Source organism: Klebsiella sp. NPDC088457 (assembly GCF_044900465.1).
GTDB lineage: Bacteria > Pseudomonadota > Gammaproteobacteria > Enterobacterales > Enterobacteriaceae > Klebsiella.
The window spans coordinates 16,862-38,361 of record NZ_JBJDNH010000004.1 but is presented as its reverse complement, the minus strand read 5'-3'; the positions used below and the strand labels follow the sequence as shown (position 1 = coordinate 38,361).

The window sequence follows — 21,500 nt, the reverse complement described above, 5'->3', positions numbered from 1 at the left end:
CCTTTTTTATGAGGTGCAAAGTGTTGAAAAAATTACTTCCGCTGCTGGCGCTGGTCGCCGCCCCCGTTTTTGCCAAACCGGTGCTTACCGTCTACACCTATGACTCTTTCTCAGCCGAATGGGGCCCGGGTCCGGTGGTCAAAAAAGCCTTTGAAGCCGACTGCGGCTGCGAACTGAAGTTCGTGGCGCTGGAAGACGGCGTGTCGTTGCTTAACCGTCTGCGGATGGAAGGCAAAAATAGCAAAGCCGATGTGGTGCTCGGGCTGGATAACAATCTGCTGGAAGCGGCGGCGCAGAGCAAATTGTTCGCCAAAAGTCATATCCCGACCACCGCGGTCACGGTGCCGGGCGGCTGGAATAACGATACCTTTGTGCCGTACGACTACGGCTACTTCGCCTTCGTCTACGATAAAAACAAGCTAAAAAATCCGCCGAAAAGCCTGAAAGAGCTGGTCGAAAGCGAACAAAAATGGCGCGTGATCTACGAAGATCCGCGCACCAGTACGCCGGGGCTGGGGCTGCTGCTGTGGATGCAGAAAGTATATGGCGATAAGGCGCCGGAGGCCTGGCAGAAACTGGCGGCGAAAACCGTCACCGTCACGAAAGGCTGGAGTGAGGCCTACGGTCTGTTCCTGAAAGGGGAAAGCGATCTGGTCCTCAGCTATACCACCTCGCCGGCCTACCATCTGATTGAAGAGAAGAAAGACCACTACGCGGCCGCCGATTTTGCCGAAGGCCACTATCTGCAGGTTGAAGTCGCGGCGCGCACCGCCGCCAGCAAACAGCCTGAGCTGGCGGAAAAATTCCTCCGGTTTATGGTTTCCCCAGGTTTCCAGAACGCGATCCCGACCGGCAACTGGATGTATCCGGTGACCCAGGTTGCGCTGCCGGCGGGTTTTGACACGCTGGTGAAACCGCAAACCACCCTCGAGTTTACCCCGCAGCAGGTCGCCGCAGAACGTCAGACCTGGATCAGCGCATGGCAACGCGCCGTCAGCCGCTAAGCATCGGCTGGCTGGTACCGGGCCTGACGGCCGCCACGGTGCTGGTCGCCGTCGCGCTGGCCGCGTTTCTGGCGCTCTGGAGCAGCGCGCCGGAGGCGGCATGGCATTCGGTGTTCCGCGATAGCTATCTGTGGCACGTGGTGCGTTTCTCCTTCTGGCAGGCGTTTCTCTCGGCGCTTCTCTCCGTCGTACCGGCTATCTTTCTCGCCCGCGCGCTGTACCGCCGCCGCTTTCCGGGACGCACCCTGCTGCTGCGCCTGTGCGCGATGACGCTGATCCTCCCGGTGCTGGTGGCCGTGTTTGGTATTCTTAGCGTCTATGGCCATCAGGGCTGGCTGGCGACGCTGTTTCACGCCGTCGGCTGGCAGTGGGATTTCTCCCCCTATGGCCTACAGGGCATTTTGCTGGCCCACGTTTTCTTCAACATGCCGATGGCAACCCGCCTGCTGCTGCAGGCGCTGGAGAATATTCCCGGTGAACAGCGGCAGATAGCCGCCCAGCTGGGCATGCGCGGCTATCACTTTTTTCGCCTGGTGGAATGGCCGTGGCTACGACGGCAGATTCCCCCCGTGGCGGCGCTGATTTTTATGCTCTGTTTCGCCAGCTTTGCCACCGTGCTGTCGCTCGGCGGCGGCCCGCGGGCTACCACTATTGAACTGGCGATCTATCAGGCGCTGAATTTTGATTATGACCCGGCCCGCGCGGCGATGCTAGCGCTGATCCAGATGATCTGCTGCCTCGGGCTGGTCCTGCTCGCCCAACGGCTGAGCAAAGCGGTTGCCATCGGGGTGACGCAGGTTCACGGCTGGCGCGATCCTGATGACCGCCTGCACAGCCGTCTTGCCGACGTGGCGCTGATCGTTATCGCCCTGCTGTTGCTACTGCCGCCGCTGCTGGCGGTGGTGGTTGACGGTCTGAATAACAATCTGTTCAACGTGCTGGCCCAGCCCGCGCTGTGGCAGGCGTTCTGGACCTCTCTGCGCATCGCGCTAGCCGCCGGTCTGCTGAGCGTCATCCTGACCATGATGCTGCTATGGAGCAGTCGCGAACTGCGTCTCCGCAGCCGGCCGCTGGCCGGCCAGGCGCTGGAGCTCAGCGGAATGCTGATCCTCGCGATGCCGGGTATCGTGCTGGCGACCGGCTTCTTCTTACTGCTCAATAACAGCGTCGGGCTGCCGGAATCCGCCGACGGAATTGTCATCTTCACCAACGCCCTGATGGCTATCCCCTACGCGCTGAAGGTGCTGGAAAACCCCATGCGCGATATCGCCTCCCGCTACGGCATGCTGTGCCACTCTCTCGGCATGAACGGTGTTACCCGCCTGAGGGTCGTTGAGCTACGCGCGTTAAAGCGGCCGCTGGCCCAGGCGCTGGCCTTTGCCTGCGTGCTGTCGATCGGGGATTTTGGCGCCGTTGCGCTGTTTGGCAATGAAGCGTTCCGCACGCTGCCGTTCTATCTGTATCAGCAAATTGGCGCCTATCGCAGCCAGGACGGCGCCGTGACCGCCCTGCTGCTGCTCTTGCTGTGCTTTTTACTCTTTACGGTGATTGAGAAACTCCCGGGGCGTGATGTTAAAACTGAATGATGTGACCTGGCTTTACCAGCATCTGCCGATGCGTTTCACGCTTTCCGTCGCGCAGGGTGAACGCCTCGCCGTCCTCGGCCCCAGCGGCGCGGGGAAGAGCACGCTGCTGAATCTGATCGCTGGCTTTTTACCGCCGGTCAGCGGCAGCATTGTGATTGACGGCCAGCCGCATACCGATACCCCGCCGGCCCGTCGTCCGGTGTCGATGCTGTTTCAGGAAAACAACCTCTTTAACCACCTCACCATCCGCCAGAATATCGGCCTCGGCATGCATCCGGGCCTCAGGCTGAACGCGACGCAACACGCCAGCCTGCAGACGATTACCGGGCAAATGGGGATTGGGGATTTACTCGACAGACTGCCGGGCGAACTCTCCGGCGGCCAGCGGCAGCGCGCGGCGCTGGCGCGCTGTCTGGTGCGGGAACAGCCGGTCCTGCTGCTGGATGAACCCTTCTCGGCGCTCGATCCGGCGCTGCGTCAGGAGATGCTGACGCTGGTTGCCGAAGTGTGCCAGCGCCAGCATTTAACCCTGCTGATGGTGTCGCATAGCGTGGAAGATGCCGCCCGCATCGCCCCACGCTCGCTGGTGGTGGCCGACGGGCGGATAGCCTGGGACGGCGCGACCGACGCGCTATTAAGCGGTAACAGCAGCGCCTCTCACCTGCTGGGCATTAGCGCGCGATAACCTTGTGCAGAATATCGAGATACACCGGCATCAGCGGATGACGCAGCGCCACGGTTAACGCGACGCCAGCCAATACCACCATACCAGGAGCCAGCCACAGCAGGCGCGCGCGCGGCAGGATCCGCGTCAGCCGATCCTGCGTTTTCGCACTGCGCCACAGGCGCCAGCACAGCCAGCCCGCCAGCCACACCAGCAGCGCGGCCAGCAGCAGCAGCCACTTAAAGCTGGCGCTGTTTTCATCGGCAGGAATATCGATCGCCGCGCCGGCCAGAATCCCCGGCATAAAATACAGCGGCGGCCACAGCAGGCAGCCGATAACGTTAGGCAGAATGAATTTCGCGACCGGGAGATCGAGCATGCCGGCGACCATCGGCACCAGCGGCCGCGTCGGGCCGACGAAACGCCCGATCAGAATGGTGATCATGCTATGTTGATGCAGCGCATGCTCCGTTTTATCCAGCAGCGCTTTATTTTTCTTCATGAAAGACCAGCGGTGCAGCGGCTTTTTAAACCGCCAGCCGAGCCAGAATGAGATCCAGTCACCGAATAAACAGCCGACAATTCCCGCCAGCCACGCCTGCCAGAAGTTAACCTCTCCGCTGCCGATCAGTGCGCCCAGCCCCGCCATCATCACCGTCCCCGGCAATATCAGCCCCACCAGCGCCAACGACTCAAGGAAAGCGACCAGCATCACGGCGATCAGCGAATAAACCGTGGACTGGGTGATAAAATGTTCCAGCAATGCTTGCATAATGTGCCCGGTATCAAAACGAAGCACGGATTCTCCAGAGCCGTCGCGCCTTCGTCAAGCCATCAATTGTCTGAATAGTTTACCGGTTGTGACTATTATTCGGCGCGTCATTTCACTTTATTTACGTTTTATTCACACCCGGCGCGGAATTCACTCGGACTGGCGCCGGTGCATTTTTTAAACACCCGTGAAAAATAGAGCTGATCTTCGAAACCTACGTTGCGCCCTACCGTGGCAATGGGCATACGCGTGGTGCTGAGCAGCAGTTTGGCCTGGCTGATCCGCTGATCTTCCCGCCATCCCAGCACGCTGATCCCCAGCTGCTGGCGGAACAGATGCGATAAACGCGACGGCGACAGACAGACGTGCTGGGCCACGCTGGCGATATCGAAATGGCTATCGGCCAGGTGATCGCTAATATACTGGCAGGCATCGCGCACGCGATTATCCAGCGGCGGATGCAGAGATTCATTGATCGCTTCCATACGTCGCAGCAGCAGCTGCTCCAGCAGGTTTATCGCCAGCAGTTCCGAATAACGTCCGGCTCCCTGACCAGCCTCGACGATCTGGCCAAACAGCGCGCAAAAACGCTCCTGCCACTGCTCATCCGGACGGAAAAAACCGGTCTGGGCGAAGATCGTCGGCCAGTTCAGCCATTCATGCCAGTACGCCCGCGGACGGAAGTAGACCCACTGGTGATACCACTCCCGGGCATCGGGATGACGGCCGTAGTGATGAACTTCTCCCGGCGGAAACAACAAAATATCGCCCGGGCGGCAGATAAACTGCTCATCGTGGTTATTAATCACCCCTTCACCGCGTACCGTCAGGTTCAGAATATAACCTTTCATGCCGAGCGGACGGTCAATAAAGAAATCGAGATAGCCATCGGCATCAATCGGCGTCAGCCCCGTCACCAGATGGGCGTTAAAAGAGTAACCTGGCAACAACGGATCGTTTTGTATTTCAGCCATAAGCTCAGCGCTCCCGGAGATATTATGGAAACCAATTGTCCATATTCAGTATTGTACCGTCAACGCGACGCCCCGTACTGGGATGGCGGTTGAAATTTAGCTTAAAACCCGCCTCATCGCGGTAAAAACCGACGATATCGCACCATGAAAGCCATTTGACTGTACAACAAAAGTGTCTATAACGACGACAGGAAAGTCCACATTCAATATTTGCACAGCGTCACACTTTGCGATGGCATAGCCAAATAGTCCATAAGATTAGCGAATACGGCCTGACGGTTTTCGCCGGGGATATCTACTGTTTCACCATGAATGATTTTCAGCATGGAGTAACAGCATGGCGATTGCGATTGGCCTCGATTTTGGTAGTGATTCGGTACGCGCACTGGCGGTGGCATGCGCCACCGGCGAAGAGCTTGCCACCAGCGTAGAGTGGTATCCGCGCTGGCAGCAAGGGCTGTTTTGCGATAGCGCGAATAACCAGTTCCGCCACCATCCGCGCGATTATATTGAATCGATGGAAGCGGCGCTGAACAGCGTGCTGGCGTTATTGAGCGCCGAACAGCGCGCCAGCGTGGTCGGCATCGGCGTCGACAGCACCGGTTCCACGCCAGCGCCGATCGATGCCGACGGCAACGTACTGGCGCTGCGCGACGAGTTCGCCGCTAACCCGAACGCCATGTTCGTCCTCTGGAAGGACCACACATCGGTTGAAGAGGCGGAAGCCATCACCCGCCTGTGCCACCAGCCGGGTAAAGAAGACTACTCCCGCTATATCGGCGGCATCTACTCCAGCGAATGGTTCTGGGCCAAAATCCTCCACGTCACGCGCCAGGACAGCGCCGTTGCGCAGGCGGCGGCATCGTGGGTTGAACTGTGCGACTGGATCCCCGCCCTGCTCTGCGGAACGACCCGCCCACAGGATATTCGCCGCGGCCGCTGTAGCGCCGGGCATAAATCCCTGTGGCACAAGAGCTGGGGCGGACTGCCGCCGGCCAGCTTCTTTGATGAACTCGATCCGCTGCTCAATCAGCATCTTGTCTGGCCGCTGTTCAGCGAGACCTGGACTGCCGATGTGCCGGTCGGCACCCTCTGCGCCGAATGGGCCCGGCGCCTTGGGCTGCCGGAAACCGTCATTCTCTCCGGCGGCGCGTTCGATTGCCATATGGGCGCGGTGGGGGCCGGCGCACAGCCCAACGCGCTGGTCAAAGTGATCGGCACCTCCACCTGCGACATCCTGATCGCCGACAAACGAAGCGTGGGCGATCGCACGGTGAAAGGGATCTGTGGCCAGGTCGACGGCAGCGTGGTCCCGGACTTTATCGGTATGGAAGCCGGGCAGTCCGCCTTTGGCGATATCTACGCCTGGTTTGGCCGTATTCTCGGCTGGCCGCTGGAACAGCTGGCCCGACAGCATCCGGAACTGAAAGCGCAGATTAGCGCTCAGCAGAAACAGCTGCTGCCTTCGCTCACCGAGGCCTGGGCGGCCAACCCATCGCTTGAACATTTGCCGGTGGTGCTGGACTGGTTCAACGGCCGCCGCACGCCAAACGCCAACCAGCGTCTGAAAGGGGTCATCACCGACCTGAACCTCGCCACCGATGCGCCGGCATTATTTGGCGGCCTGGTCGCGGCCACCGCCTTCGGCGCGCGCGCGATTATGGAGTGCTTCACCGAACAGGGTATCCCGGTCAACAACGTGATGGCGCTGGGCGGAATCGCGCGCAAAAACCCGGTCATCATGCAGGCCTGCTGCGATGTCCTGAACCGACCGCTGCAAATTGTCGCTTCCGATCAATGCTGCGCGCTCGGCGCGGCGATCTTCGCCGCCGTCGCCGCCGGCGTGTATCAGGATATCCCGACGGCTCAGCACAACATGGCAAGCCAGGTCGAAAGCACTCTGCAGCCGCGACCGGCTCAGGCCCAACGCTTTGAACAACTTTATCAGCGCTACCAGCAGTGGTCGGTCAGCGCCGGGCAACTGTATCTCCCTTCGGCTGCGCCGGCGGAAAAGACCCCGCACACTCAGGCAGCACTCACCCATTAAGGACACCCAAATGACGATTTTTGATAACTACGAAGTATGGTTCGTGATTGGCAGCCAGCATCTGTACGGTGCGGAAGCGCTGCGTCAGGTGACAAAACATGCCGAACATGTGGTGAACAGCCTGAATGCTGAAGCCAAACTGCCGTGCAAACTGGTATTAAAACCGCTGGCTACCACCCCGGACGAGATAACCCACGTCTGCCGCGATGCAAACTATGACGATAAATGCGCAGGCCTGGTGGTATGGCTGCATACCTTCTCCCCGGCCAAAATGTGGATTAATGGCCTGACGCTCCTCAACAAGCCGCTGCTGCAGTTTCACACCCAGTACAACGCCTCGCTGCCGTGGGACAGCATCGATATGGACTTTATGAACCTGAACCAGACCGCGCACGGCGGCCGCGAGTTCGGCTTCATCGGCGCGCGTATGCGCCAGCAGCACAGCGTGGTGACCGGCCACTGGCAGGATCGACAGGCTCATCAGCGGATCGGTGCATGGATGCGCCAGGCGGTATCTAAACAGGATACCCGCCATCTGAAAGTCTGCCGCTTCGGCGACAACATGCGTGAAGTGGCGGTGACCGATGGCGATAAAGTCGCCGCGCAGATTAAATTCGGCTTCTCGGTGAATACCTGGGCGGTCGGCGACCTTGTGCAGGTGGTCAACAGCATCAGCGACGGCGATATCAGCGCGCTGGTTGATGAGTATGAAAGCAGCTACCGTCTGACCCCGGCGGCGCAGGTTCACGGTGACAAGCGCCAGAACGTGCTAGATGCCGCGCGGATTGAGCTGGGAATGAAACGCTTCCTCGAACAGGGGGGATTCCACGCCTTCACCACCACTTTTGAAGATTTACACGGCCTGCAACAGCTCCCGGGTCTCGCCGTACAGCGTCTGATGCAGCAGGGCTACGGCTTTGCCGGTGAAGGCGACTGGAAAACCGCCGCTCTGCTGCGCATTATGAAGGTGATGTCAACCGGTCTGCAGGGCGGCACCTCCTTTATGGAGGATTACACCTACCACTTCGACAACGGCAACGATCTGGTGCTGGGCTCGCACATGCTGGAAGTGTGCCCGACGATCGCCACCGCCGACAAACCGCTCCTCGACGTCCAGCCTCTGGGCATCGGCGGTAAAGCCGATCCGGCGCGCCTGATCTTTAACACCCAAAGCGGCCCGGCGCTCGTCGCCAGCCTGATCGATCTTGGCGATCGTTTCCGCCTGCTGGTTAACACCGTGGAAACGGTCACGACGCCGCACGATCTGCCGAAGCTGCCGGTGGCCAACGCCCTGTGGAAAGCGCAGCCGGATCTGCGCACCGCATCTGAAGCCTGGATCATCGCCGGCGGCGCACACCATACGGTCTTCAGCCACGCGCTGACGCTCGACGATATGCGCCAGTTTGCCGAGCTGCAGGATATCGAGCTGAGCGTGATCGACAACGAAACCCGTCTGCCGTCCTTCAAGGACGCCCTGCGCTGGAACGAAGTCTATTACGCTGCCAGACGTTAAGCGCGCCGCTCCTCGTTCCGCTCGCCGCGCCATCGGGTGAGCTGAACGAGGGAAGTTCGAACTCTGCTGCTATTCGGAGCACACAATGTTAGAAGAGCTAAAACGTCAGGTGCTGGAAGCCAACTTAGCGTTGCCAGAACACAATCTGGTGACCTTAACCTGGGGCAACGTCAGCGCCGTCGACCGCGAGCGGGGGGTGCTGGTGATTAAACCCTCCGGCGTCGATTATCGCGCGATGCGCGCCGACGATATGGTGGTGGTGAGCCTGCAAACCGGCGAAGTGGTTGAAGGGACAAAGAAACCCTCGTCAGATACGCCCACCCACCGTTTGTTGTATCAGGCATTTCCGAGCCTGGGCGGTATTGTCCATACCCATTCGCGCCACGCCACCATCTGGGCGCAGGCCGGGCAATCCATTCCGGCGACCGGCACCACCCATGCCGACTATTTTTATGGTCCGGTGCCCTGCACCCGTCTGATGACCGATGAAGAAATCAACGGTGAGTATGAGTGGGAAACCGGGCGCGTCATCGTCGAGACGTTCCGCGACCAGGGGATCGATGCGGCGCAGATGCCCGGCGTGCTGGTCCATTCGCATGGCCCGTTCGCCTGGGGGAAAAACGCCGAAGATGCGCTGCATAACGCCATCGTGCTGGAAGAGATCGCCTATATGGGCATCTTCTGCCGCCAGCTGGCGCCGCAGCTCCCGGAGATGCAGCAAACGCTGCTGGATAAACATTACCTGCGCAAGCACGGAGCCAAAGCCTATTACGGCCAGTAAGCCTCATCTCCCCGTTCGCGCCACACCTGTATAAAACCCCAGCATTATCAGTTGAACCAGGCTATAATCAGGCCTGGTTTATTTTATGAGAACACGGCGTGACCCAGCCACGAGAAGGTTTCTTACTGACCCGTCACTGGCGGGATACCCCGCAGGGCACCGAGCTGTCCTTCTGGCTGGCGACAGACAACGGCCCGCTTCAGATCACCCTCCCGCCGCAGGAGTCGGTGGCGTTTATTCCCGAGGTGCAGCGCGCCCAGGTAGAACGTCTGCTGCAGGACGAAAACGGCCAACGGCTTGCCCCGCTCAGCTTAAAAGACTTTCACCGTCAGCCGGTTTTTGGCCTCTATTGCCGCGCGCATCGTCAGCTGATGCGTCTGGAAAAGAAGCTGCGTGAAAACGGCATCACCGTTTATGAAGCCGATATCCGCCCGCCGGAACGCTACCTGATGGAGCGCTTTATTACCGCTCCGGTTTGGGTCGAAGGTGACGCGCGCGGATCGCAGCTGGTCAACGCCCGCATGAAGCCCAATCCGCGCTATCGGCCGCCGCTGAAGTGGGTTTCGCTGGATATTGAAACCAGCCGCCACGGCGAGCTGTACTGCATCGGGCTGGAAGGCTGCGGGCAACGGGTGGTCTACATGCTCGGGCCGGAACCGGCGATCTCTCCCGCCGTCGATTTCCAGCTGGAGTACGTCTCCAGCCGCCCGCAGCTGCTGGAAAAACTCAACGCCTGGTTTGCCGAGCACGATCCGGACGTGCTGATTGGCTGGAACGTCATCCAGTTCGATTTGCGCGTCCTGCAAAAGCATGCCGAGCGCTACCGCATTCCGCTACTCCTCGGCCGCGGCAACAGCGAGCTGGAGTGGCGCGAGCACGGGTTTAAAAACGGCGTCTTCTTCGCCCAGGCCAACGGCCGCCCGATCGTTGACGGCATCGAAGCGCTGAAGTCCGCCTTCTGGAATTTCTCCTCTTTTTCCCTTGAAGCGGTGGCCCGCGAACTGCTCGGCGAAGGGAAAGCCATTGATAACCCGTGGGATCGGATGGACGAAATCGACCGCCGCTTCCACGAAGATAAGCCCGCGCTGGCGACCTACAATCTGCAGGACTGCGAGCTGGTGACCCGCATCTTCCATAAAACGGAGATCATGCCGTTTCTGCTGGAGCGCGCCACGGTGAACGGCCTGCCGGTAGACCGCCACGGCGGATCCGTCGCCGCTTTCAGCCATCTCTATTTTCCGCGCATGCACCGGCTGGGCTACGTCGCTCCCAATCTCGGCGAGGTCCCGCCGCAGGCCAGCCCCGGCGGCTATGTGATGGATTCGCGTCCCGGCCTCTATGATTCGGTGCTGGTGCTGGATTACAAAAGCCTCTACCCCTCCATTATCCGCACCTTTTTGATCGACCCGGTGGGGCTTATCGAAGGGATGGCGCAGCCGGACAACGAACACAGCACCGAGGGGTTTCTCGGCGCTCGCTTTTCGCGCCGCAATCACTGTCTGCCGGGAATTGTCGGCCAAATCTGGCACGGCCGCGACGAGGCGAAACAGCAAAAAAATAAACCGCTTTCACAGGCGCTGAAGATCATCATGAACGCCTTCTATGGCGTACTCGGCACCAGCGCCTGCCGTTTTTTCGATCCTCGCCTGGCCTCCTCGATCACCATGCGCGGGCATGCCATTATGCGCCAGACCAAAGCGCTGATTGAGTCGCAGGGCTATGAGGTGATTTATGGCGATACCGACTCCACCTTTGTCTGGCTCAAACGCCCCCATGATGAAGAGGAAGCGGCGCAAATCGGGCGCTCGCTGGTAACGTTTGTCAACGACTGGTGGGCCAGCGAACTGCGCAAAGATCGGCTTACCAGCACCCTGGAGCTGGAGTTTGAAACCCATTTCAGCCGTTTTTTGATGCCGACCATTCGCGGCGCCGATACCGGCAGCAAAAAACGCTATGCCGGGATGATTCAGGAGGGTGACGCGCAGCGGATGGTGTTTAAAGGGCTGGAAACGGTACGAACCGACTGGACGCCGCTGGCCCAGCAGTTTCAGCAGGAGTTATATCTGCGTATTTTCCGTCACCAGCCATACCGCGACTACATCCTGGAGACCATTGATAAGCTGATGAGCGGGGAACTCGACGACCGGCTGATCTATCGTAAGCGCCTGCGCCGTCCGCTGGCGGAGTATCAACGCAACGTGCCGCCGCACGTCCGCGCGGCCAGACTGGCGGACGAGCAAAACGTCAGGCTGGGCCGGCCGCAGCAGTACCAGCAGCGCGGCAGCATCAAGTACGTCTGGACCACCAGCGGACCGGAACCGGTGGATTATCAACTATCGCCGCTGGATTATGAGCACTATTTGTCAAAACAATTACAGCCGGTGGCGGAAGGAATACTTCCCTTTGTCGACGATGATTTTGCTACAATAGTGACAGGGCAACTGGGGCTATTTTGATTTCCTCGCAATTTCAATTTCCAGCCAACACATCTGCAAATTGAAGGGTGACGAGGACGTGACGAACGACCTGCCATCCAGTAATATAGCGCCCTTTCCATTCCTGGACCCAATCTTGATCTCTCTCCGACCATTCCGGAGATGATCAACTATTGCCTGCAATTTAAGAACTCAAGAGCTGAACATATATGCCTTTTACACTTGGTCAACGCTGGATTAGCGACACAGAGAGCGAACTGGGATTAGGGACGGTAGTCGCGCTGGATGCGCGCATGGTGACCCTGCTTTTCCCCGCCATCGGCGAAAACCGTCTGTACGCGCGTAACGATTCACCTATCACCCGCGTGATGTTTAACCCGGGTGATACCATCACCAGCCACGAAGGCTGGCAGCTCCAGGTTGACGAAGTTAATGAAGAAAACGGCCTGCTGGCCTACACCGGTACCCGTCTCGACACCGAAGAAACCAACGTCACGCTGCGCGAAGTGCTGCTCGACAGCAAACTGGTGTTCAGCAAACCGCAGGACCGCCTGTTTGCCGGGCAGATTGACCGTATGGACCGCTTTGCGCTGCGCTATCGCGCACGTAAATATCAGAGCGAACAGTACCGCATGCCGTGGAGCGGCCTGCGCGGGCAGCGTACCAGCCTGATCCCGCATCAGCTGCACATCGCCCATGACGTCGGCCGTCGCCACGCGCCGCGCGTCCTGCTGGCGGATGAGGTCGGCCTCGGTAAAACAATTGAAGCCGGGATGATCCTCCATCAACAGCTGCTCGCCGGCGCCGCCGAGCGCGTGCTGATCATCGTGCCGGAAACCCTGCAACACCAGTGGCTGGTCGAAATGCTGCGCCGCTTCAACCTGCGTTTCTCCCTGTTCGACGACGAGCGCTATGCCGAAGCCCAGCACGACGCCTATAACCCGTTCGAAACCGAGCAGCTGGTGATCTGCTCGCTGGATTTCGTACGCCGCAGCAAGCAGCGTCTTGAGCACCTGTGCGATGCCGAATGGGACCTGATGATCGTCGATGAAGCGCATCACCTGGTGTGGAGCGAAGAGGCGCCGAGCCGCGAATACCAGGCCATTGAACAGCTGGCCGAGCGCGTGCCGGGCGTTCTGCTGTTGACCGCCACGCCGGAACAGCTGGGTATGGAAAGCCACTTCGCCCGCCTGCGCCTGCTGGATCCTAACCGGTTCCACGACTTTGAGCTGTTCGTCGAAGAGCAACAAAACTACCGTCCGGTGGCCGATGCCGTCGCCCTGCTGCTGGCAGGCAACAAGCTGAGCGACGCCGAACTCAACACCCTGGGCGATCTGATCGGCGAGCAGGATATCGAGCCGCTGCTGCAGGCCGCTAACAGCGACCGCGACGACGCGCAGGCCGCCCGCCAGGAGCTGGTCTCCATGCTGATGGACCGCCACGGCACCAGCCGCGTTCTGTTCCGTAATACCCGCAACGGCGTCAAAGGCTTCCCGAAACGCGAGCTGCATACCATTCGTCTGCCGCTGCCAACCCAGTACCAGACGGCGATTAAAGTCTCCGGTATTATGGGCGCGCGTAAAACCGCGGAAGAGCGCGCGCGCGACATGCTCTATCCGGAGCAGATTTATCAGGAATTTGAAGGCGATAGCGGTACCTGGTGGAACTTCGACCCGCGCGTGGAGTGGTTGATGGGCTACCTGACCAGCCACCGCTCGCAGAAGGTGCTGGTGATCTGTGCGAAAGCCGCCACCGCGCTTCAGCTGGAGCAGGTACTGCGCGAGCGCGAAGGCATCCGCGCGGCGGTATTCCATGAAGGTATGTCGATCATCGAACGCGACCGCGCCGCCGCATGGTTTGCCGAAGAAGATACCGGCGCGCAGGTGCTGCTGTGTTCTGAAATTGGTTCCGAAGGTCGCAACTTCCAGTTTGCCAGCAACCTGGTGATGTTTGACCTGCCGTTCAACCCGGATCTGCTGGAGCAGCGTATCGGCCGTCTCGACCGTATCGGCCAGGCGCACGATATCCAGATCCACGTGCCGTATCTGGAAAGAACCGCGCAATCCGTACTGGTTCGCTGGTATCACGAAGGGCTGGATGCGTTTGAGCACACCTGTCCGACCGGGCGCACCGTTTACGATAGCGTGCATAACGAACTGATTAACTATCTTGCCGCGCCGGAAACCACCGATGGCTTCGATGAGCTAATCAAATCCTGCCGCCAGCAGCACGATGCGCTGAAGGCGCAGCTGGAACAGGGGCGCGACCGGCTGCTGGAAATCCACTCCAACGGCGGCGAGCAGGCCCAGGCGTTAGCCGAAAGCATTGAAGAGCAGGATGACGATACCAGCCTGATCGCCTTCGCCATGAATCTGTTCGATATTGTCGGCATCAACCAGGACGATCGCGGCGAAAACCTGATCGTGCTGACGCCATCCGACCATATGCTGGTACCGGATTTCCCGGGCCTGCCGGAAGACGGCTGCACCATCACCTTTGAGCGCGATGTCGCGCTGTCCCGCGAAGATGCGCAGTTCGTCACCTGGGAGCACCCGCTGATTATCAACGGCCTGGATCTGATCCTCTCCGGCGATACCGGCAGCAGCACCATCTCCCTGCTGAAGAACAAGGCGCTGCCGGTCGGCACGCTGCTGCTGGAACTGATTTACGTCGTGGAGGCTCAGGCGCCGAAGCAGCTGCAGCTTAACCGCTTCCTGCCCGCCACGCCGGTGCGCATGCTGCTGGATAAAAACGGCAATAACCTCGCCGGCCAGGTGGAATTTGAGAACTTCAACCGCCAGCTGAGCGCCGTCAACCGTCATACCGGCAGCAAGCTGGTCAACGCGGTGCAGCAGGACGTTCATGCCATCCTGCAGCTCGGCGAAGCCCAGGTCGCTAAAGCCGCGCAGGCGCTGATCGACGCGGCCCGCGATGAAGCCAACGACAAGCTGTCGGCGGAGCTGTCCCGTCTGGAAGCGCTGAAAGCGGTTAACCCGAACATCCGCGACGATGAACTTGCTGCGATTGAGAGCAACCGTCAGCAGGTGATGGACGCGCTGGCGCAGGCGGGCTGGCGTCTTGACGCGCTGCGCTTAATCGTGGTCACCCACCAGTAACGGAACGCGAATATGGCGATGGAAAACTACAATCCGCCACAGGATCCCTGGCTGGTTATCCTCTATCAGGATGAGCACATTATGGTGGTCAACAAGCCGAGCGGCTTGTTGTCCGTGCCGGGGCGACTGGAGGAGCATAAAGACAGCGTGATGACGCGCGTACAGCGCGACTTCCCGCAGGCCGAGTCGGTGCACCGCCTCGACATGGCCACCAGCGGCGTGATTGTGGTGGCGCTGACCAAAGCGGCGGAGCGCGAGCTGAAGCGTCAGTTTCGCGAACGTGAGCCGAAGAAGCAGTACGTCGCCCGCGTGTGGGGGCATCCGCAGCCTGCGGAAGGGCTGGTGGATTTGCCGCTGATCTGCGACTGGCCGAACCGGCCAAAGCAGAAGGTGTGCTACGAAACGGGTAAAGCGGCGCAGACCGGGTATGAAGTAGTGGAATATGCGGACGATAACAGCGCGCGCGTACGCCTGAAGCCGATTACCGGACGGTCGCACCAGCTGCGGGTGCATATGCTGGCGCTGGGTCACCCGATTCTTGGCGACCGCTTTTACGCCACGCCGGAAGCGCTGGCGATGGCGCCACGGCTGCTGCTACATGCCGAAACCCTGACCATCACCCACCCGGCTTTCGGCAATGCCATGACCTTCCGCGCGCCCGTCGATTTCTGATAGCGCGTTAACCCGGGGGACTCTCTGTCACCCCGGTAAGCTGGCGCGCCGGGGGCGTTCCCCCGGACAGCGCCGTCAGCGGCTTATCCGGACTACTGGTTCTTAATACCGGCGGTTAATCGCGGGCAAACCACGCATCAATCATCTGCTCGACGCGCGCGACAGCCTGCTCGGCATCGTGGCGATGCTGGCTCTCACACGCCGGTGCCGGCTCGTCGCACAGCAGGCAACGCCGCGCGTTCTCCCCCTGCGTTTGCAGCCCCTGCTGCGGACAAATCACCTCGATATGCCACAAACGCCCCAGCGGATGAGTCTGCTCCAGCTCCGTGCATAGCGCTTTTATTTCACTGGCGGAGTGCTCAACGCACCACAACGCCTCCGGCCCGGTGGGCAGCCACAGCACCTGGCGATCGCGCGTTTTCCAGCGATGCTTCCACAGCAGCTGATCGCAGGCCTGCAGCGCGACGCCCATCATATTGCGATAGCGAATGCTGTCTTTTTCCGCGCCCGGCGACACCAGGGTGAGTGAAATCACCGGTTGCTGATAATGACTAAGCCAGTCGGCCTGACGGGCTGCGCGCTGCTCTTTCGCCGCCAGCAGAGCTTCCTCGCTGACGCCCGCAGGGGCGGGGGTATCCACGGACATTCATTCCTCTCCTTCACTTGATAAAATAACGGCGGCAAAGCCCCCGTCGCGATAGCGGTTCACGGCGCTGATTGTAGCGCTAAATGGACAGAATTTAGGACACAGGACAGAGAAATTTTCTTCGTCCTGTGGAGGAAAATCGCAGATTTTCCTGTTAGCACAGAGCTAAATCATGCCAGGAAGTGACTGAGGAACAGCAGCCCCAATGAAACATTAATCGCGCCGCCGATGCGGGTGGCGATTTGGGCGAACGGCATCAGGTTCATGCGGTTGCCGGAAGTCAGAATCGCCACATCGCCGGTCCCGCCCTGGCCGCTCTGACAGCAGGAGACAATCGCCACATCAATCGGGTGCATGCCGATCTTTTTGCCGACAAAAAACCCGGTCGCCACCAGCGCGGAGACGGTGCTGATAATCACCAGCAAATTGGTCAGGGTAAAAGCGTTCACCAGCTCCTGCCACGGGGTGATCGCCACGCCCACGGCAAACAGAATCGGGTAGGTCACCGCGGTACGGAAGAACTTGTACACCATCTGCGAACCTTCCTGCAGGCGCGGAGAGACGCCGTTCGCCAGTTTCAGCAGCACCGCCAGAAACAGCATCCCCACCGGCGCAGGTAAACCCATCATCTTCTGTCCCAGCATCCCCAGCATATACAGCAGCACCGCCAGCAGAGCCCCCGAGGCCAGAGTGGTCACGTCGGTCTTGCCGGCGGAGACGTCGCTGCTGGTTTCGTGATGCGTTTCATTGCTGCGATTCGGCATCAGTTGACCTTCGCCGGTCAGGTGCGGGAAGCGCTTGCCCAGCTGATTCAGGCCGCCGGAGATGACAATCGCCGTCAGGCTGCCCAGCATCACCATCGGCAGCACGCGGCCTAACGCCACTCCCTGATCCATATGCATCAGCGCGGCATAGCCGATTGACAGCGGAATCGCCCCCTCCCCTACGCCGCCGGCCATGATCGGCAGAACGATAAAGAAGAACACCTGGAACGGATCCAGCCCCAGCGCCGTACCGACGCCAACGCCCACCAGCATGCCGACGATTTCACCGCATACCATCGGGAAGAAGATACGCAGGAAGCCCTGAATCAGCGTGGTACGGTTCATACTCATGATGCTGCCGACGATAATGCAGCAGATGTAGAGATAGAGAATATTGGTCGACTTGTAGAATTTGGTGGTGGACTCTACCACCACATCCGGCAGCAGGCCGTAATGCACCAGCGCGGAGGGAATAAAGGTGGCGCAGATCGCCGCCGCGCCCAGTTTACCGAGGATCGGCAGGCGCTTGCCAAACTCACCGCAGGCAAAACCGAAAAATGCCAGCGTCGCGACCATCACCACGATATCGCTCGGCAGTTTTCCGCCCAGGCAATCGAGGGCAATTAATCCGCCAGCCAGCAAAAACAGAGGCAGCGGGATAATCCCGACTTTCAGATTATCCATCACGTGCCACCAGCGTTGTTTCAGCGTCGCTTTCGGGGTGTCGATGGGATCGTGGGTCGCAGAGAATGCATTGTCTGTCGTGCTCATAGGTTTGGCCCTTTAGTTATTATTCACCTTCTGAATTCATTTTCAGGTTAGGGGGCCTTAAACAGACTTAATGTGAGGACCGACAGATTAGAAATGAAGTTTTAATGGTCACTATGGTTTTTATGGTTTTTATTAACGGGCGTGATATCCCTCTGATTTATTAGCGTGGTTTTTATGGTTTTTATCGCCATCATCATTCCGGCCGCCGCCGCGCAGGCGGCTTTCGTTTCGTGCAGCCGTTGACCCGCGCGGGTTTCAGAGGATTCACTCGCCTGCCGACGCCCGATAGATCGTCCACCGCGTCGAGGCCTTCGCCGCCCCGCCCGATCTTGATAAATCATCGCCAGTAGATGATTCTTGTGGTTTATCGCTTGCGTCAGCCCGCGCAAGTTTCCCGCATAACCCCTGCCTGCACCGGGAAAATGTGACAGTGCCGGTATCGTAGAGACGCTGTATACGACTTATGAAGGTTTCCTTTCAATTTAAGCTATTTATTTCGCTGGTCGCCTTTTTCTCGGTCTTGTTCGCCTTACTGGGGGTTTATTATTATATTGATGCCAGCCATCAGCTGTATCAGGAAATGAGCACCCGCGCGAAAATACAGGCTGAAGAGATCGCGCTGATGCCGAATTTACGCCAGCAGGTCCTCGAGGACGATCCGCAGACGCTCAACCCCTTTATGCAAAAGATCGCCGCCCATAGCGACGCGAGCTTTATCGTGATTGGCGACGCCCGGGGCGTGCACCTGTTTCACTCCGTTCACCCGGAATGGGTCGGCACTCAGCTGGTCGGCGGCGATAATCAGGCGGTGCTGGACGGCAAATCCATCACCACCATCCGCAAAGGCGGGCTGGGAGTCTCCCTGCGCAGCAAAGCGCCGATATTCAATGATACCGGCCAGGTCGTGGGGATCGTCTCGGTGGGCTACCTGACCAGCTATCTCGACAGCATTACCCTGGAAAAGGTCATCAACATCTTCGTCGCCGCCGTGCTGCTGCTGATCGCGCTATTTATCTTCTCCTGGTATTTTACCCGCAGCATCAAGAAACAGATCTTTTCCCTCGAACCGCGTGAAATCGGCCTGCTGGTACGCCAGCAGAAGGCGGTAATGGAATCCATCTATGAAGGCGTGATCGTCATCGATCGCCACCGGCACATCGAGGTGATCAACCATGCGGCGCGCGGCCTGCTGGGGCTGAGTCAGCCCACGCGTCTGCTACGCGGCCAATCCATCGATAGCGTCATTGCCCCCCAACCGTTTTTCGCCAGCGAGGAAATGCTGGAAAACGACACCCACGATGAACTGTGCCGCTTCAATCAGCTGACGGTGCTCGCCAGCCGGGTGCGCATTATGCTGGAGGATTCGCTGCAGGGCTGGGTGATCACCTTCCGCGACCGGGATGAAATCAACTCCCTCAGCGCCCAGCTCAGCCAGGTCAAACGCTATGTCGATAACCTGCGCATCATGCGTCATGAGCAGTTGAACCGCATGACGACGCTCTCCGGCCTGCTGCACATGGGCCACTATGACGAAGCGATTCGCTACATTCAGGCGCAGTCGGAACATGCGCAGGAGCTGCTGGACTTTATCTCCTCGCGTTTCCGCTCGCCGACGCTCTGCGGCCTGCTGCTGGGCAAAGCCGCCCGCGCCCGGGAAAAAGGGGTCGTACTCAGTTTCGACCCCGCCTGCCATATCGATCGCCCGCTGCCTTCCTTAATGGAGTCAGAGCTGATTTCGATTATTGGCAATCTGCTGGATAACGCGATTGAGGCCACCCAGCGCGCCGAGCTGCCGCACGAACCGGTCGAGGTGCTGATTCAGCTCAACGCCCGGGAGCTGATGATTGAAGTCGCCGACCGCGGCGTCGGTATCCACCCGGACATCCGCGACCATATTTTTGAACGCGGCATCACCACCAAAACCCGTGGCGATCACGGCATTGGCCTGTATCTTATTGAACATTATGTGACGCAGGCAGGCGGCACCATTGAGGTCGCCGATAACGCGCCGCACGGGGCGATCTTTACGCTGTTTATCCCCGCTGACGGCCCCGTCCATCCCCAACACGAGGCGAACTATGCATCATGATCTGGTCGATGTGTTGATCATCGAAGATGAAAGCGAACTGGCGCGGCTGCATGCCGAGCTGATTCAGAAACATCCGCGTATGCGGCTGGCGGGGATGGCCGCCTCCCTCTCCCAGGCGCGGCAGATGTTAAATCATCAACCGCCGCAGCTGGTGCTGCTCGACAACTATTTACCCGACGGCAAAGGGGTAACGTTGATGACCGATCCCGTGCTCGCGGGGGCCAACTGTTCGGTGATTTTCATTACCGCCGCCAGCGATATGGAAACCTGTAGTCAGGCGATTCGCAACGGCGCCTTCGATTACATTCTGAAACCGGTGTCGTGGAAGCGTCTGAGCCAGTCGCTGGAGCGGTTCGTCCAGTTTTACGATCAGCAGCGCGAATGGAAAATTGTCGATCAGCAGAACGTCGATTCGCTCTACCAACTGCAGGCGAAAAACTATCGCGCCGATAGCGGCAGCAAAGGGATTGAGGAGAAAACGCTGGCGCTGGTGCAGAACCTGTTCAACGGCCGGGAAGACGGCTGCTTTTCCGTCGATGAGGTGGTGAACGAGGCCGGGTTAAGTAAAACCACCGCCCGCCGCTACCTGGAGCACTGCGTGGAGATAGGTTATCTGGAAGTGGATATGCTGTACGGTAAAATTGGCCATCCGCGGCGGATGTACCGCCGCGTGAAAAGCGCCTCCTGAAGCCTCTCCCGGCAGGGAGAGGCCGCGGGCTTAAAATCCGCGCTGTTCTTTAACCAGTTCCCACGCCTTCTGAATATCCTGCGCTTTCTGCTTGGCCATCTCCATCATCTCCGGCGGCAGACCTTTCGCCACCAGCTTATCCGGGTGGTGCTCGCTCATCAGCTTGCGGTAGGCGCGCTTCACGGTCGCGGCATCATCAGTGGGCTTCACGCCCAGCACATTACAGGCATCCTCAAGGGTCGGACCGCGCTGCGCCTGCTGCCAGCCGCCATTGCCGCCGCCCTGGCCGTAAGCGCCCTGCTGAGAACCGCCGCCGCCAAACTGGGCGCCGCCCTGCATCATGCGCAGGAACTGTTCAAACTGCGCGCGGGAGATGCCCAGCTCATCGGCAATAACAAACAGCACCTCACGTTCATTGGGATGCAGCTCACCATCGGCGAAGGCCGCCTGCAGCTGAATTTCCAGAAACATCCGAATCAAATCGAAACGCCCGAAACAGACGCTACGCAGCTGACGCATTTTCTCACGCAGCGGGTAATTGTCTGCTTTACCGGTACGAAACGCCTGCTGTGCCGCCGTACGCGACTCTCCGTGCAGATTCATCCGATCCATCAGAGCGTTGGCGACGTGGATGTCGGCTTCGGTTACGCGACCTTTCGATTTGGTCAAATGCCCCATCACCTCGAAGGTGGTGGAAAAAAACAGCGCCTGCCGCTCCTGCTGGTTGGCAAAAACATTGATCCGTCGGCTTCGCGCGCGGTCAAATATATGGCCGACTAATAAACCCAGCACCACGCCCCAAAATCCCGCGCCCATCATCAGCGCTACCGCAACCCCAATTATTTTTCCCAAATACTGCATAGACTCCCCAATCTTTATGCCGGCAGTTAAGCTATATATGACCGCACGTTACAAAGCACTGACGCTTCGGTCAATTGTGGGACATAGCCTATAATTTGCTTTATCATACTCGTCATT

At 59.3% G+C, this 21,500-nt stretch carries 16 protein-coding genes; 11 read left to right on the top strand and 5 right to left on the bottom strand.

All coding sequences use genetic code 11. The annotated features are described in order from the left end of the window. The first annotated feature begins 20 nt into the window (after positions 1-20). From thiB to thiQ, 3 genes are read left to right on the top strand one after another with little or no spacing between them, the layout of a single operon-like run. Complete coding sequence (thiB, locus tag ACI2JR_RS04110; RefSeq protein ID WP_165905723.1) at positions 21-1,004, top strand: thiamine ABC transporter substrate binding subunit; 984 nt, start codon at positions 21-23, stop codon at positions 1,002-1,004. Continuing rightward, positions 980-2,590, top strand: coding sequence for a thiamine/thiamine pyrophosphate ABC transporter permease ThiP (thiP, locus tag ACI2JR_RS04105; RefSeq protein ID WP_462477940.1), 1,611 nt, complete (start codon positions 980-982; stop codon positions 2,588-2,590). Before thiB ends, thiP begins: the two co-directional genes overlap by 25 nt. Continuing rightward, complete coding sequence (thiQ, locus tag ACI2JR_RS04100; RefSeq protein WP_462477939.1) at positions 2,574-3,275, top strand: thiamine ABC transporter ATP-binding protein ThiQ; 702 nt, start codon at positions 2,574-2,576, stop codon at positions 3,273-3,275. The genes thiP and thiQ overlap by 17 nt, the downstream gene beginning before the upstream one ends. Here thiQ and ACI2JR_RS04095 read toward each other — a convergent pair. After that, the gene (locus ACI2JR_RS04095) at positions 3,262-4,026 is read right to left on the bottom strand and encodes a DedA family protein (RefSeq protein ID WP_462477992.1); all 765 of its coding nucleotides are present in this window, start codon (positions 4,024-4,026) and stop codon (positions 3,262-3,264) included. The genes thiQ and ACI2JR_RS04095 overlap by 14 nt on opposite strands. A gap of 128 nt (positions 4,027-4,154) precedes the next feature. Further along, positions 4,155-5,000: an arabinose operon transcriptional regulator AraC gene (gene araC / locus ACI2JR_RS04090; protein ID WP_132729930.1), complete on the bottom strand. Its 846-nt coding sequence runs from the start codon at positions 4,998-5,000 to the stop codon at positions 4,155-4,157. Positions 5,001-5,337: 337 nt separating this feature from the next. Here araC and araB point away from each other — a divergent pair, with 337 nt between their 5' ends. From araB to rluA, 6 genes are all read left to right on the top strand, one after another. After that, positions 5,338-7,047: a ribulokinase gene (gene araB / locus ACI2JR_RS04085; RefSeq protein WP_462477938.1), complete on the top strand. Its 1,710-nt coding sequence runs from the start codon at positions 5,338-5,340 to the stop codon at positions 7,045-7,047. A 10-nt stretch (positions 7,048-7,057) separates the two neighbouring features. Further along, a complete protein-coding gene (gene araA / locus ACI2JR_RS04080; RefSeq protein WP_462477937.1) occupies positions 7,058-8,560 on the top strand; it encodes an L-arabinose isomerase in 1,503 nt (500 codons plus the stop codon). 85 nt (positions 8,561-8,645) lie between these two features. After that, entirely contained in the window at positions 8,646-9,341 is a 696-nt protein-coding gene (araD, locus tag ACI2JR_RS04075; protein ID WP_462477936.1) for an L-ribulose-5-phosphate 4-epimerase, read from the top strand. A 98-nt stretch (positions 9,342-9,439) separates the two neighbouring features. Then, positions 9,440-11,797 (top strand): DNA polymerase II, encoded by a 2,358-nt coding sequence (polB, locus tag ACI2JR_RS04070; protein WP_462477935.1) that lies wholly within the window; start codon positions 9,440-9,442, stop codon positions 11,795-11,797. Between the two features lie 188 nt (positions 11,798-11,985). Next, entirely contained in the window at positions 11,986-14,892 is a 2,907-nt protein-coding gene (gene rapA, locus ACI2JR_RS04065; protein ID WP_132729935.1) for an RNA polymerase-associated protein RapA, read from the top strand. Positions 14,893-14,904: 12 nt separating this feature from the next. Further along, positions 14,905-15,564: a bifunctional tRNA pseudouridine(32) synthase/23S rRNA pseudouridine(746) synthase RluA gene (gene rluA / locus ACI2JR_RS04060; protein ID WP_132729936.1), complete on the top strand. Its 660-nt coding sequence runs from the start codon at positions 14,905-14,907 to the stop codon at positions 15,562-15,564. 115 nt (positions 15,565-15,679) lie between these two features. Here rluA and citX read toward each other — a convergent pair whose 3' ends face one another. Both citX and ACI2JR_RS04050 read right to left on the bottom strand, forming a co-directional pair. Next, positions 15,680-16,210, bottom strand: coding sequence for a citrate lyase holo-[acyl-carrier protein] synthase (gene citX / locus ACI2JR_RS04055; protein WP_462477934.1), 531 nt, complete (start codon positions 16,208-16,210; stop codon positions 15,680-15,682). Between the two features lie 170 nt (positions 16,211-16,380). Beyond that, complete coding sequence (locus ACI2JR_RS04050; RefSeq protein WP_132729938.1) at positions 16,381-17,745, bottom strand: 2-hydroxycarboxylate transporter family protein; 1,365 nt, start codon at positions 17,743-17,745, stop codon at positions 16,381-16,383. A gap of 463 nt (positions 17,746-18,208) precedes the next feature. Here ACI2JR_RS04050 and ACI2JR_RS04045 point away from each other — a divergent pair, with 463 nt between their 5' ends. Then, the gene (locus ACI2JR_RS04045) at positions 18,209-19,834 is read left to right on the top strand and encodes an ATP-binding protein (RefSeq protein WP_462477933.1); all 1,626 of its coding nucleotides are present in this window, start codon (positions 18,209-18,211) and stop codon (positions 19,832-19,834) included. Next, a complete protein-coding gene (locus ACI2JR_RS04040) occupies positions 19,824-20,522 on the top strand; it encodes a response regulator (RefSeq protein WP_132729940.1) in 699 nt (232 codons plus the stop codon). The genes ACI2JR_RS04045 and ACI2JR_RS04040 overlap by 11 nt, the downstream gene beginning before the upstream one ends. 30 nt (positions 20,523-20,552) lie before the next feature. Here the strand turns inward: ACI2JR_RS04040 and djlA are convergent, their stop codons facing one another. Next, the gene (gene djlA / locus ACI2JR_RS04035) at positions 20,553-21,383 is read right to left on the bottom strand and encodes a co-chaperone DjlA (protein ID WP_132729941.1); all 831 of its coding nucleotides are present in this window, start codon (positions 21,381-21,383) and stop codon (positions 20,553-20,555) included. Positions 21,384-21,500: the final 117 nt, after the last annotated feature.

Excerpts from the sequence above, each read along its gene's own strand:
- rapA (WP_132729935.1), top strand. The coding sequence starts at position 11,986 with ATGCCTTTTACACTTGGTCAACGCTGGATTAGCGACACAGAGAGCGAA.
- araA (WP_462477937.1), top strand. The coding sequence starts at position 7,058 with ATGACGATTTTTGATAACTACGAAGTATGGTTCGTGATTGGCAGCCAG.
- djlA (WP_132729941.1), bottom strand. The coding sequence starts at position 21,383 with ATGCAGTATTTGGGAAAAATAATTGGGGTTGCGGTAGCGCTGATGATG.
- araC (WP_132729930.1), bottom strand. The coding sequence starts at position 5,000 with ATGGCTGAAATACAAAACGATCCGTTGTTGCCAGGTTACTCTTTTAAC.
- araB (WP_462477938.1), top strand. The coding sequence starts at position 5,338 with ATGGCGATTGCGATTGGCCTCGATTTTGGTAGTGATTCGGTACGCGCA.
- araD (WP_462477936.1), top strand. The coding sequence starts at position 8,646 with ATGTTAGAAGAGCTAAAACGTCAGGTGCTGGAAGCCAACTTAGCGTTG.
- citX (WP_462477934.1), bottom strand. The coding sequence starts at position 16,210 with ATGTCCGTGGATACCCCCGCCCCTGCGGGCGTCAGCGAGGAAGCTCTG.
- ACI2JR_RS04050 (WP_132729938.1), bottom strand. The coding sequence starts at position 17,745 with ATGAGCACGACAGACAATGCATTCTCTGCGACCCACGATCCCATCGAC.
- thiQ (WP_462477939.1), top strand. The coding sequence starts at position 2,574 with ATGTTAAAACTGAATGATGTGACCTGGCTTTACCAGCATCTGCCGATG.
- thiP (WP_462477940.1), top strand. The coding sequence starts at position 980 with ATGGCAACGCGCCGTCAGCCGCTAAGCATCGGCTGGCTGGTACCGGGC.
- ACI2JR_RS04095 (WP_462477992.1), bottom strand. The coding sequence starts at position 4,026 with ATGCAAGCATTGCTGGAACATTTTATCACCCAGTCCACGGTTTATTCG.
- ACI2JR_RS04040 (WP_132729940.1), top strand. The coding sequence starts at position 19,824 with ATGCATCATGATCTGGTCGATGTGTTGATCATCGAAGATGAAAGCGAA.
- rluA (WP_132729936.1), top strand. The coding sequence starts at position 14,905 with ATGGCGATGGAAAACTACAATCCGCCACAGGATCCCTGGCTGGTTATC.
- ACI2JR_RS04045 (WP_462477933.1), top strand. The coding sequence starts at position 18,209 with ATGAAGGTTTCCTTTCAATTTAAGCTATTTATTTCGCTGGTCGCCTTT.